This window comes from Flavobacterium panacis (genome assembly GCF_024649945.1).
Lineage (GTDB): Bacteria > Bacteroidota > Bacteroidia > Flavobacteriales > Flavobacteriaceae > Flavobacterium > Flavobacterium panacis.
The window spans coordinates 160263-173856 of sequence record NZ_JANKMS010000008.1; the positions used below are offsets into that span (position 1 = coordinate 160263).

Annotated in this window: 13 protein-coding genes; 2 read left to right on the forward strand and 11 right to left on the reverse strand. The window is 34.3% G+C overall.

The window, feature by feature from the left end:
• Positions 1–75: 75 nt before the first annotated feature.
• The 10 genes from NQQ59_RS17360 to NQQ59_RS17405 all read right to left on the reverse strand — a co-directional run bounded on the left by NQQ59_RS17360 (position 76) and on the right by NQQ59_RS17405 (position 11824).
• Positions 76–1479, reverse strand: coding sequence for a DUF2252 domain-containing protein (locus NQQ59_RS17360; RefSeq protein ID WP_257698403.1), 1404 nt, complete (start codon positions 1477–1479; stop codon positions 76–78).
• A gap of 29 nt (positions 1480–1508) precedes the next feature.
• On the reverse strand, positions 1509–2978 hold the full coding sequence (locus NQQ59_RS17365) for a DUF1254 domain-containing protein (RefSeq protein ID WP_186296599.1): 1470 nt from the start codon (positions 2976–2978) through the stop codon (positions 1509–1511).
• Positions 2979–3015: 37 nt separating this feature from the next.
• Positions 3016–3837, reverse strand: a complete 822-nt coding sequence (locus NQQ59_RS17370; protein ID WP_144216165.1) for a hypothetical protein — start codon at positions 3835–3837, stop codon at positions 3016–3018.
• Positions 3838–3942: 105 nt separating this feature from the next.
• On the reverse strand, positions 3943–4959 hold the full coding sequence (locus NQQ59_RS17375; protein ID WP_144216167.1) for an HAD family hydrolase: 1017 nt from the start codon (positions 4957–4959) through the stop codon (positions 3943–3945).
• Between the two features lie 61 nt (positions 4960–5020).
• Positions 5021–6691 carry an arylsulfatase gene (locus tag NQQ59_RS17380; protein ID WP_144216168.1) on the reverse strand — a complete coding sequence of 557 codons (1671 nt, stop codon included), beginning with the start codon at positions 6689–6691 and terminating at the stop codon, positions 5021–5023.
• Positions 6692–7294: 603 nt separating this feature from the next.
• Positions 7295–8728 (reverse strand): pyruvate kinase, encoded by a 1434-nt coding sequence (gene pyk / locus NQQ59_RS17385; RefSeq protein ID WP_144216170.1) that lies wholly within the window; start codon positions 8726–8728, stop codon positions 7295–7297.
• 5 nt (positions 8729–8733) lie between these two features.
• Positions 8734–9222, reverse strand: a complete 489-nt coding sequence (locus NQQ59_RS17390; RefSeq protein ID WP_144216172.1) for an IPExxxVDY family protein — start codon at positions 9220–9222, stop codon at positions 8734–8736.
• Positions 9223–9347: 125 nt separating this feature from the next.
• Positions 9348–10088, reverse strand: coding sequence for a ribonuclease III (gene rnc / locus NQQ59_RS17395; protein WP_144216174.1), 741 nt, complete (start codon positions 10086–10088; stop codon positions 9348–9350).
• A gap of 10 nt (positions 10089–10098) precedes the next feature.
• Positions 10099–11352, reverse strand: coding sequence for a beta-ketoacyl-ACP synthase II (gene fabF, locus NQQ59_RS17400; RefSeq protein WP_144216176.1), 1254 nt, complete (start codon positions 11350–11352; stop codon positions 10099–10101).
• A gap of 235 nt (positions 11353–11587) precedes the next feature.
• Positions 11588–11824 (reverse strand): acyl carrier protein, encoded by a 237-nt coding sequence (locus NQQ59_RS17405; protein WP_007137004.1) that lies wholly within the window; start codon positions 11822–11824, stop codon positions 11588–11590.
• 175 nt (positions 11825–11999) lie between these two features.
• Here NQQ59_RS17405 and purN point away from each other — a divergent pair, with 175 nt between their 5' ends.
• Together purN and rnhA are read left to right on the forward strand one after the other, a co-directional pair.
• Complete coding sequence (purN, locus tag NQQ59_RS17410) at positions 12000–12560, forward strand: phosphoribosylglycinamide formyltransferase (protein ID WP_144216178.1); 561 nt, start codon at positions 12000–12002, stop codon at positions 12558–12560.
• 87 nt (positions 12561–12647) lie between these two features.
• Entirely contained in the window at positions 12648–13124 is a 477-nt protein-coding gene (rnhA, locus tag NQQ59_RS17415; protein ID WP_144216180.1) for a ribonuclease HI, read from the forward strand.
• Between the two features lie 50 nt (positions 13125–13174).
• Here the strand turns inward: rnhA and NQQ59_RS17420 are convergent, their stop codons facing one another.
• The gene (locus tag NQQ59_RS17420; RefSeq protein ID WP_144216182.1) at positions 13175–13528 is read right to left on the reverse strand and encodes a DUF6249 domain-containing protein; all 354 of its coding nucleotides are present in this window, start codon (positions 13526–13528) and stop codon (positions 13175–13177) included.
• Positions 13529–13594 lie beyond the last annotated feature (66 nt).

Below are 13594 nucleotides of genomic sequence, written 5' to 3' on the forward strand. Positions count from 1 at the left end.
GACAGACGTTATTACAGTTCATTAAAAACAAAATATTTCTTCTCTTACTTTTCAATATTATTCATTAACAAAGAATTAGATTTCGGCTGCTACAGGCAGTTTTCCGTGTTTTATCGCTTCTAACATTTTATTATAATCCGATTCGTTTTGATCGCCATATAAAATGGAAAATTGAGAAATCGCGTCAGCAAATTCATCTGTATCTCCAATATATCCTGAAATTATCGAAGGATCTCCCGAACGTGCATGAGCTCTTGCAAGTGCCCATCCGCAAGCTTTGGCATAATCTGCCATATTTTTGGGTTTCATAACTTCGAGAATTGGTTTTATTTTCGCATCTCTAAGTTGTCGAATGTAAAAGAACTTATTGTTGCTGTCGTTTGTCCAGCCCAGAAACAGATCTGATGCTGACTGCATAAGCTTTTGTCCCATAATAATACGTTCGCCCTGATGTGTGTATTTGCCTTTAATTTTTACATTTTCTTCTAGCACGCTTTTTCTCGCTTCTTTAAACTGTAAAAAAATAGGTTCTCCAGTTGCAGACATTAATAAGCTAATACCACAAAGAGTTCCAACACTTCCTACACCAACCACTTTTATGACTACATCATGAATCATGTATCTGCTTAATAAAACCTGTTTATCTTCTGAAAGTGACTCCACATATCTTTTATGGATTATTTCGCCTTCTTTGGCAATTTGCTTTTCAAGTTCTCCACTAGGATGAAATATTAAAGGTGGATCGTCTTTGATACGTGCTCTGGCTCCATCAAAATAAGTCATCTTTGCAAATTCCTTTTCATGAGCTGTATATTCTGATGCTTTTTTTATTCTCTTTTGATCAAATTCCTTCAACTCTTTGTCGTGACCTAATTCAATCAGCTCTGCAAAATCAATATCTGCATACCAAATTTGAAGCGCCGATAATTTACTGTAATCCAACATATGTCGTTTGTAACTGTCGGCAACATGCCAAGCAAATTGTTTACAGTTTTTATTGGAGAATTTTCTCCATTGTCCTGCAATTACAAAACTTGCTGCTAATCTTTTTACATCCCATTCCCAAGGTCCCGGAAAAGTTTCATCAAAATCATTTATATCAAAAACCAATTTACGTTCAGGTGTTGCAAAACCTCCAAAATTCATTAGGTGACAATCGCCGCAAAGCTGAAGGTTTATTCCCGAAACAGGAGTATGAGCTAAATCTGCTGCCATAATAGCGGCAGCTCCTCTATAAAATGAAAAAGGCGATTCCATCATTCTTCTGTATCGAATCGGCAAGAGACTTTCAACTCTTCCAACACTTGTTTGAATCAAAATAGCAACAGGATCTTTTCGGTTTTTAAAAGAATTCCATTCCTGATGTGAGGCTAAAGGCGTTTTCTTTCTGATTGACATACCTTTTTCATAGCGTTCTGCTTTTGACGCTATCGGATCAAAAAAAATTTCATCTGTATGTTTGGATTTGTCAGTCATCATTTAAATTTTAGCACACAAATTTGGTAAATCTATTTAACCTCTTTTACATCATCCATTTTCCAGCTTTTATTGAAATAAGCTTCTGTGGGTCCGTAAAAACGCATATAAACAAACCAATGTTTCCCCGGAATAGTCTGAACCCAGTTTTTCTCTTTTCCGGCTGGAGCTTTTGGTCCAAAATATAAATCAACCGATCCATCAGTGTTTTTTATAAGATCTTTACGTGAAGACAAATCAGCATTTTTCTGCTTATTATCAATCAGACAGCGTGTTGCAATATCATATACCGAAATCGACCAGAAATTAACTGCCGGTGGATTTGCTGGAACATTCAACGTGTAATTCTTAGCTCCGTCAAGCCAGTTTCCTTGGTTGTCTGTATAAGTTCCTAGATACGCCTGACCAACATTTGGTGTTTTCGAAATCATAGCTTTAGAATAGGTGACTGCTTCGTAGAAATAAGCTGCTCTTTCAAAGAACTCATCATAATTGTCTGCTCGCTGCGATGGATCTTTCATCAGCAATACATAATCCCAATTTTTGTTCGGCCAGTGTTTTACATCCTTAAAACGTTTACTAAAAGAATTTACCATTGCCATTTGCTGTCCTTTCTCTGCTGCAGCAATTAATATTTTCTTCTGACGTTCGTCTGGCGCAAAAGGTTTTCCTTTTTCTATTCCTAAATTTTTAAGCCAAGACATAAAAAAACGATCTCTTTCTTCTACTGGTTCTTCTTGTAAAATGGCATGAAGACGTTCCCAATAGGTAATTCCTGTTGGTTGAATACCATACCATTTTTTCCCGACAGGCGGACTAATTACTTTTGTCGGCACTGGATTGGCACGTTTAGCATAAGGATAAATTTTTACCTGTTTTAATAATGTTTCTGTCATTTTAGGATCAGGATCTAAAGCTCTAAAACCGAAAAAATTGTTTACCGTATTGCATCGTACAATAAAATAGCCATCTGCTTTAAAGTCTTTTATTGTTGGAGGAACTAAAACATATTTACCACCTTTTCCTTTATCTGGTCCCATTTCCCCTATTGTCTCTTGTTCGCGTTGCCAAAAATCGGCTAAACCTCCAGCAGTATGTCCTGCAGGCATTTCGATTACTGTCGGACCATTTGCAGCAAGATCAATAAAAGTGATGATATAAGGCGTCGTTGCATTTCCTGTCAGAATTCCTAAACGATCATTGTAGGTGTTATACAAAACCAGATCATTACTGGTTGCATTAAAAGTTGTATACTGAATATGCTGCCATTCGGCGAAAACCATAAGAGGTAATCCCCATAAATAACACTGGGTCGCCTGTTGAAAATCCATCTCATCAAATAATGTCGAAACAGATTCTTTTGAAGGCAGTTCACCATCCATTTTCACTGTACTTTCATTGTTTGAAACTGCTTTGTTTTCAGCAACAACAGCCTCTTTTTTACATCCAATATTTAATAGTAAAGAAACAATTCCAAAAAAAATTATATATCTCTTTTTCATAAGCTATATTCATTAAACTCGTTCTTATTAGACCTTTTTATGAACCTGGAAATACAAATGCAATGACAGCTCTTAAGCCCCAATCTGGTCTTATAGATTCATGACCTACAATTGGAATCAACGGCTGTACAGAAAACTGGACAACCTGATCTCCGAATTTTGTTATTCCGCCCATTGTAGGATTTAGAGAAATTAATGTTGTATTTCCTTCCCAATTTTGAGTAATCTCAGCATTCACACCCCAAGATGCTCCGCTTTTATAGCTGTGAGATAAAAATATCTGCGTATAAAAACTATTGAAATCTGCTCGATCATTAGCTCCAACGACAGACCAGATTTGATTCGCTATGAAACCTACTGAAAGTCCTTTTCCCTGATGCATAACTAAAACACTGGGACCAACTCCAAATTTTTCTGTTCCGAGAAATTTTTCTGTGGCTGTTGGAACCAAAAATGCAGGTCCAATTCCGTAAATAAGTTTTTTACTTTTAGGAGCAAAAAATGCGGTTACAGTAGCATCACTCAAACCAAATTCGTGTGTATTCAATCCAGTAATATTTCTTTGATCAACAACCGGAAGAATATAACGCGTGATCAAATTGAGATTATCACTTAATTTGAAAGGAACAACTGGCTGTATATTAATAGTATATTTAACGCCATTATAAGGGCCAATACCATAATTTAAATTATTCTGTAATGGAACACTGATTAAGCTCGCCACAGGGTTTGCTAATTTATCTGCCAATTCTTGAGCACTGTTTCCCGGCTTTTCTGCTGCTTCCTGCGCATAAAAGCTAAAGCCTGAAAATGAAAACATTGTAAACAAAAGGAACCTGGTGATGTTATATAGTTTCATAGGTTTTTCATTTAAAAATTTATCATTAGACATTTTAAAATCAAAATGAAACAACCAACCAATAAAGTTGTTTCACTTTAATTTTAACTAACTAACTCAACCTAATTAATGATCTGAAAAAACTTTTTTCCAGTCTTTCTTCATGTCAATAACATGCCATTTGTTTTTTGCAGCGGCATTTAATGAAGCATTATCTTTTTCCTGATAACTAAATTCTCTTATCGAATCGTTATGATTTACCAACAATTGAAAGGATGGATATTTATTTCCCTGCGAATATGTTAGCATGGCAATATCTCCCGCACCGCCTTCGTTTCCACAGGCAAAAACTGGACGCTGACCGATATGCAACTGTATACTAACCGGTTTTCCTTCTTTATCATTAAAATGATTTAAAGCAGCTTCTCTTTCTACTACATTTTTAGCTCCATCATATTTATATTTGAAAGAAGTACCGACTACCTGATTTTTTGGAATTCCGTAAAAATCCTGAGCTATTCCTCTCACCACTTCTATAGTTCCGCCTGTAACGATAAAAGTTTTAAATCCGTTGGCACGGAGATAATTTAGCAGTTCTAATTGAGGTTGATAGCGTATTTGTTTTAGAGAAACATTTTTACCCGGATATTGGGCATCTTTATAAAACGCTGCAACCGATGCTTCAAACTCATCTTCGGTCATTCCGGTATGTGTTGCAGCAACGAGTTCTATCAATGCCTTATCACCTCCTTTTTCAAAGAACGTTTTATCTTTTTCAATTACAGCTTTAAAAGGTTGTTTTTTAGCTAATTCAGGTTTAGCTTCAACCATTTTTTTTACTCTGTAAAAAGCAAAAAGTTCTTGTACGTAGGGTTTTTCAGCCCATAAAGTACCGTCATTATCAAAAGTCGCAATTCTGTATTCTTCTGGAATAAAGTCAGGACTTCCTTTTTTGGTTACTTTTTCTACGTAAGCAATAATGTCACTTTTTAAAGTTCCATCATTCCAGCTCGGTAACGGATCACCGCTTATATTAGTTTCGGTTTGTTTAGTATCTGTTGTCGGAGTAGTCGACGTATCAGATTTTTTACAAGAAAGAAAAAACAAAACTACAAACGGTAAAAAAAGTATTCTTTTACTCATGGTATTTCATTTTTTAAGAAAGAGATCCAGACTCTTCAATCTGAATCTCTTCTTTGATTATTTATTTTTTCTTTTTCGAAGCTGCCACTTCTTCTTCTACTTTTGGTAAAATATTCTTTTCAACATATTGCTGTGTTTTAATACTTTGCAAGGTTTGATTAAGTATTGTTGTTGGATTAAAACTTGGCGGGAATGAACGTGGTGGATATGCTTTAAATGATTCTGCAAAAACAAATACATCATTCATTGCACCGTAAACACCACCAACATGATCTATCAACCAATCCCAATAAGTGTTAGAGGTAAAATCGGCTCTTTCATATGGATCCTGATACAAATTGAATATTTTTTGCAAACGAAGTTCCGTAAAAGGCTCTGCCCAAACTCCCATTGTTCCTGCTAAACGTTGTTCTGCAAAAACAAATTTATAATCACCTTTACGCATACCAACTAACAGTCCATCATCATCAGAATAAAAGAATTTCTCTCTATGACTTTTTCCTCCTTTTAATAAATCTGTCTGATCAAACCCATCTAAATGTACTTTATAGGTTTTACCGTTGGCATTATAGCCTTTCAATAATTTATTAATGATATCAGGTTCTCCAGCTGCAGTTGCAAAAGTTGGAATCCAATCGTTATGGCTCATTAACTCTGTAGTTATCGTTCCTGGTTTAATTACGCCTGGCCAACGTACAATACAAGGAACACGAAAAGCACCTTCCCAGTTTGTATTTTTCTCAGAACGGAAAGAAGTCATAGCTCCATCTGGCCATGTGTTCATGTGAGGTCCATTATCTGTAGAATAAACCACAATGGTATTGTCTGCAATTCCTAGATCGTCAAGTGTTTTTAAAATACTTCCAATAGTTTCATCATGTTCGATCATACCATCAATGTATTCACTATCTCCATGTTTGTAACGCCCTCTATGTTCTGCTCTTACGTGCGTACGAAGGTGCATACGAGTAGCATTAAACCAACAGAAAAATGGTTTTCCTGCAGCGTTTTGTCTCTTGATAAAATCAATTGCAGCAGCGGAAGTCTCATCATCTACTGTTTCCATTCTTTTTTTAGTAAGCGCTCCAGTATCTTCAATTTTTTGTTTTCCGACTCTTCCAAAACGAGGATCAGTAGTAGCATCATCTACATTTGTAGCTGTACATTTTAATACTCCTCTTGGTCCAAATTTTTTCAAATATTCTGGTTCTTTTGGATAATCTGGCAATTCTGGTTCTTCTTCAGCATTTAAATGGTACAAATTCCCAAAGAATTCATCAAAACCATTTACTGTTGGCAAACTTTCATTACGGTCACCAACGTGGTTTTTACCAAATTGTCCTGTTGCATAACCCAAACTTTTCATGATTCCTCCTATTGAAGGATCCAACTGGCTCATTCCCATTGGAGCTCCTGGAAAACCTACTTTTGTAAGTCCAGTACGAATACCATGCTGACCTGTTAAAAAGGCTGCACGTCCTGCAGTACAGCTTTGTTCTCCATAATAATGTAGGAAACGCATTCCTTCATTAGCTAAACGATCAATATTGGGTGTCGTATATCCCATAAGTCCATCACTATAAGCACTAATATTAGTAATTCCAATGTCATCACCCCAAAGTACCAGAATATTTGGCTTTTTTTGTGCCGTAACAGAAACTCCAGAAAAAAATAGTAACACTAATACCGTCAAGGTATTCGTAAATCCGCATTTTAGTTTGATTTGTTTCATGATAAAAAAATTCGTTAATGATTCTTGTTATGTATGAGTTGTATTAAATCCAAAAAACAAATGGGAAATAGGTAAGCTTAAAAAGATGCTCGATTTGGAGTGTCGTCTTTTGATGTGTTTCAAATTCTTTTTAAATTAAAATCTGAAACAAAAAAATTTTAACTTTTTCTTAAGCTTCTCAAAATTAACTAATAAAAGAGCGAACAATTGTGTTTATTCGGCACGAGCTTGTTTCATTTTATAAAATGAAACAACAAAATTTGAGGATTTGCAACATCATGTTGCATTTTTTAAAATGAAACAGTCTTAAATGTAAGAAAATTAAGCACTTATGCTTTTTGGATTGTTTTCGAAAAACGGAATTGAAAATTGAAATAATATATTTTTTGAATAGTTACTTCCAAAAAATATAGTAAAATGAAACATGATTTTGATCTTTTCAAGATAAACAACGATCAAATTATCAAGATGTTGGCTTATAGCAGCAACAAGAACAGACGGAATTTTTCATTATGAAGGCAAAAAGTAGAATTCCGAAAGAGTTATTAAACAAAAAAGCCACTTAAAAAAATTAAGTGGCTTTTTTGAATTTATTAAAAAATGTTAGTCGATTTGAGAAACTCTCATCGTATTAACCATTCCTTTATCTTTGATTGGCATTGCAGCAAGATTAATCAAGTAATCTCCTTTTTGTGCATATCCTTTTTCAACAGCAATTTGATTTACATCTGTTACAGTATCATCTGTACTTTCTTCATTATCATAGTAGAAAGATTTAACTCCCCATAATAAATTCAATTGTGTTAAGATTCTTCTGTTTGAAGTAAATACTAAAATATGAGCTGAAGATGGTCTCCAAGCCGAAATTTGGAAAGCAGTATAACCGCTATTTGTTAAAGTACAAATTGCTTTAGCTTCGATTTCATTTGCTAATAAAGCAGCTTGGTGGCAAACAGTTTTAGTAACAAAACGGTTTGTTTTGATCTGTGGCGTATTTTGTGGAACCTGAATAAGTGGTGAATTCTCAACAGCCTCACAAATTTGTGCCATTCTTTGAATTACTTGTACTGGGTAATTTCCAGTTGCAGTTTCTCCAGACAACATTACAGCATCTGCACCATCCATTACTGAGTTAGCAACGTCATTTACTTCTGCTCTTGTTGGAGTTAAACTTGTAATCATTGTTTCCATCATTTGTGTAGCAACGATAACTGGGATTCTAGCCGTTTTAGCTCTTCTGATCAAGTCTTTTTGAACTAATGGTACTTCGTGAGCAGGAAGTTCAACACCAAGATCTCCACGAGCAACCATTAAACCATCGCAATATGCTACAATTTTATCCATGTTCTCTAGAGCTTCTGGCATTTCAATTTTAGCAATAATTGGAATTTTTACATCTGAATGCTTCGCGATTAATTCTTGTAAATCTTGTAAATCGCGTGGCGTTTTCACGAACGAAAGTGCGATCCAGTCTACTTTTTGCTCAATTGCGAAAATCGCATCAGCAATATCTTTTTCTGTTAAAGCTGGTAAAGAGATTTTAGTGTTTGGAAGATTAACTCCTTTTTTAGATTTTAATTCTCCACCTTGAATAACTTTAGCAACAACTTCTGATTTTTTATCTGTAGAAACAATTTCAAAAATAAGTTTACCGTCATCAAGCAAAATACGCTCTCCAACATTAACATCATTTGGGAAATTTTGATATTTCATGAATGCTTTTTTTGCATTTCCGATAATATCTTCTGCTGTTGTAAAAGTGATTTCATCACCATCATGTACAACAGTACCTTCTTCCATTACTCCAACTCTAAGTTTTGGTCCTTGCAAATCTCCAAGAATTGCTGTTGTATAACCAAACTCTTCGTTTAAGCCTCTAATAATATCGATTTTTTCTTTTACTCCTTCGTAATCTGCATGCGAAAAATTGATTCTAAACACATTAACACCTGCTTCGATCATATCTTTAATGATCTCTCTTGTACTACAAGCGGGGCCAAGTGTAGCAACAATTTTGGTTTTCTTGTTTGTTAGCATTTTTTTTAAAAAATTAGATTGTTTTTTGATTTTATATTGTCCGTATCGACAGCATAAATAGCTGCAATACTTTCTATTGTTTTTAATTTTTGTTGAATTTCTGAAAAATTAAGCGCCTCTTCGCTATTATCAATTTTCAGGAAAAAATCGACTTTTTTAAATTCAGGAAGTAAATGAATTGTTGTCGAAACCTCACTTGTTTCATTAGAAAACAAATTCTGAAAATCATTTGTACTCACAGAAATGATTTCATTTTTATTCTGAATTAAATTCCAGGAAACAGCTTTTTCTTCATCATAATAATAGAATCTCGAAAAATTTGCTTCACCTTCCTTAGTTTGAGCATGGATCTCGTTTTTGCTCTTACTTAAGTTTATCGGAAGGTTTTTATTTATAAAATAGGCTAATCTGTAATCTTCTAATGAAGTATGAATTGCCATTAAATAATAATCAATCTCGTCAAATTCGTCTAAATCCAATCTATGAATAGCCATGTCTTGAAAAATCAAGTTGTAAATATACTATTTCTAAACGGAGCTTCAACAGTTATGACATGGTTGTTTTGTTAAATTATAAACGAAAACGTTATAGCATTGTGATACTTACAACATTTTTGTAACTATTTCTTGTCAATTTTTTCTTGAAAAGCAAAATAGGCTCTTTGCGAAGCTTTTTCTTCTGCTTTCTTTTTTGAAGTTGCTCGCGCTCTTGCCACAACTTTATCATCAATACTCAATTTGACACCAAAAAGGCGTTGTCCGTCTATACCATTATCTTCAAAAATGTCATAATGAAAAACTCTTTTTTCTTTTTGACACCATTCGATAACCAAACTTTTATAACTTATTACTTTTCCTTCCAGTCGAGCAATATCAACGTAAGGAGTAACTACTCTTTTTTGAATGAATCGCTCACAGAAAGAATATCCCTTATCCAGATAAATTGCGCCAATTAAAGATTCGAAAATATTACCATGAATATTTTCTCCAAAATGCTGAATCGGCACTTTGCTCTCTACAAACTGTACCAGATTTAAATCTTTACCCAATTCGTTCAAATGTTCTCGGCTTACAATTTTTGAACGCATTTTGGTTAAATAACCTTCGTCACCATTTGGAGCTTTATTAAATAAATGTGCAGCAATTACGGCACTTAACATCGCATCTCCTAAAAATTCTAAACGTTCATAATTGATAGGATGACCATTTTGATCTAGTTTATTAGAAGAACGATGCGTGAAAGCTCTTCTATAAAAATCAATATCTGTAGGTGGAAATCCAAGAATTTTCTGAATAGTGTCAAAAAAAATCCCGTCTTCTAGAGAACGGGATTTAGAAAATATTTTTTTGATAATATTCATATACAGAAAATTAATCAGCTAGTTTTTTAAACAATACACAAGCATTGTGTCCACCAAAACCAAATGTATTACTCATAGCAACATTTACCTCTCTTTTTTGAGGTTTGTTTAAAGTCAGGTTTAAAGATGGATCAATTTTTTCGTCAACAACTGTATGGTTAATCGTTGGAGGAACAATTCCGTGTTGCATTGCCAAGATAGAAGCAATTGCTTCAATAGCTCCAGCAGCACCAAGTAAGTGTCCTGTCATTGATTTTGTTGAATTGATGTTGATGTTTTTAGCATGATCTCCAAAAACAGCACTAATTGCTTTTAACTCAGCAACATCTCCTAATGGAGTAGAAGTTCCGTGAGTATTGATATGATCAACCTGATCAGGTGTCATACCAGCGTCTCTTAATGTGTTTTCCATTACTGCAATAACTCCAATTCCTTCCGGATGTGGCGCTGTTAAATGGTAAGCATCAGATGACATTCCACCACCACCAACTTCGCAATAGATTTTTGCTCCTCTGGCTTTAGCATGTTCGTAATCTTCAAGAACTAAAGCTCCTGCTCCTTCTCCTAAAACGAAACCATCTCTGGTTGCATCAAAAGGTCTTGAAGCTGTTTCAGGGCTTTCATTTCTTGTAGATAAAGCGTGCATTGAACTAAAACCTCCCATACCAGCAATTGTAACTGCTGCTTCAGAACCTCCAGAAACAATAACATCACACATACCTAAACGGATGTAGTTGAAAGCATCGATTAATGCATTTGCAGAAGATGCACACGCAGAAACCGTAGTATAATTTGGTCCCATATACCCATTACGCATAGAAATATGCGCAGGAGCGATATCGGCAATCATTTTAGGGATAAAGAAAGGATTGAACTTTGGAGTTCCATCACCTTTTGCATAATACAATACTTCTTCTTGGAAAGTTTCTAAACCTCCAATTCCTGCTCCCCAGATAACACCAACTCTTTGTTTGTTTACATTATCATTTGTAATTCCAGCATCTTTAATAGCTTCATCACTGGCAGCAACAGCGTATTGTGCAAATTTATCTAATCGACGAGATTCCTTGCGATCCATGTAATCTTCAATATTGAAGTTTTTCACTTCGCAGGCAAATTTCGTTTTGTGCTTCTCTGTATCATAATATGTGATCGGAGCGGCTCCGCTAACTCCATTCACAAGTGCATCCCAATATTCTTGGATATTATTCCCAATAGGAGTAAGTGCACCTAATCCTGTTACAACAACTCGCCTTAATGCCATAAATATGTATTTTGTACTTTAAACAAATAAAACCCACGCTTTCTTAACTTGTTGTTACTTAAGAGCCATGGGAATTACAATAAAATATATCTTTTTGATTGAAAACCAATCTAATTTTAAAATTTAAAAAAATAATAACACCCGACTCTTAAAAATTGCAAAAATCAAAAAGCAAATTCCAACTGGAATTTGGAATTTCAAAAATTGGGACTTTTAGAAATCGGGTGTGGTATTATTATTTTTTAGCTTCTTCGATATAAGAAATAGCTTGACCAACAGTAGCAATGTTTTCTGCTTGATCGTCTGGAATTTGAATATCAAATTCTTTTTCGAATTCCATAATAAGCTCAACAGTGTCTAATGAGTCAGCTCCTAAATCATTAGTGAAGCTTGCTTCTGTTACAACTTCGTTTTCGTCAACACCTAATTTGTCTACGATAATCGCTTTTACTCTTGATGCAATGTCTGACATAATCTTTAATTTTAGAATTTAATTTGTTGGCAAAAATAAAAAACTTTATTTTAAAACAACTATTTAGTTTATAAATGTGACACTAATTTATAAAATTAATTTCAAGAAAGCCGTTTGAAAGCTATTTATTTTCGTTTTTTATTCCGTTTTTTGCATTCTAAAAATAAATTATATCATGAAAAAAATTATCGTTTTTGCCTCAGGATCAGGAACTAACGCAGAAAACATTATAAAATATTTTTCGAATACCGAAATTGCAAAGGTCGTTTCGGTTTTTACAAATAATGCTTCTGCAAAAGTTATTGACAGAGCAAAAAATCATCAAATTCCAGTCGAAATCTTCTCAAAAAACGAACTTTTAGAGCGAAATGTATTACATAAAATACAAGAAATCGACCCGGATATGATCGTCCTTGCCGGCTTTTTATTAAAATTCCCAGAAAACATAATTGAACAATATCCAAACAAAATAATTAATATACATCCTGCGCTTTTACCTAACTATGGAGGCAAAGGAATGTACGGAATGCACATACACAGGGCTATTGTCAATAATAAGGAAAAAGAAACGGGAATTTCTATTCATTATGTAAACGAACATTATGATGAAGGTGGTATCATTTTTCAGGCAAATGTGGCACTAACTGACGAAGATACTCCAGAAACAGTAGCCGAAAAGATTCATGAATTAGAACAAAAACATTTCCCTGAGATTATTCATAGATTGTTACAGTAAAATATCAAACCCAATAAATCAATTAAAAATCAATTTTAGATTAATCGGAGCAATCTAAAGTCTAAAAAATCTGAAATCCAAAATTAAATGTCTCACGAAGTACATATATATACAGACGGCGCTGCAAAAGGAAATCCGGGAAATGGCGGTTATGGCGTGGTAATGGAATTGGTTGGTACTCCATATAAAAAAGAATTCTACGAAGGTTTTCGTCTCACTACTAATAATAGAATGGAACTTTTGGCGGTAATTGTTGGTCTGGAAAAACTCAAAAATCCAAACATGAAAGTGCTTGTTGTTTCCGATTCTAAATATGTCGTTGATTCCGTTGAAAAAAAATGGGTTTTCGGCTGGGAGAAAAAAGGATACAAGGATAAAAAAAATCCGGATTTATGGAAACGTTTTTTAATTGCCTATCGAAAACACCAAGTTAATTTTAAATGGATAAAAGGTCATAATAACCATCCGCAAAACGAACGCTGTGATCAATTGGCCGTTATGGCATCAATGCAGCCGAAATTATCCGTTGATGTTTATTACGAAACTATCGGTTCTAAAGAATAAAAAAACGCATCAAATAATTGATGCGTTTTTTGTACCAGCTTATATTTTACTTATTCTTTTTCTTTATCCAAATCTTTTGCAGTTCCAAAACCTGTCAAAAGGCCAATTCCCGCCATTATAAAAATAATTGAAGGATAAACCGCATCATCATTAAGAGAGGTATAAGTTGTAATTAATAATGCTAGAAAAATCCCAACACCACATCCTATCAATAAGAAAGCCAGATTGACTACAAAGATTTTCCATGCTGGAACTCTATTTGATTTCCCCTGAAGAAAAATACTTGCATCTACTCCTTTCTCAATAAGCGCCAGACGCTCTCTGTTTCGTGTTGAATAAATTAAATAAACAATCCCGAAGATCATTAAGAAAAAGCTAATTGGAATTAAAATTTTGTCATCCATGATATTTTACGTTTTTAATTGATTGATATACCCATATGACGACGCTTCTAAAATTGAGGTTACAAC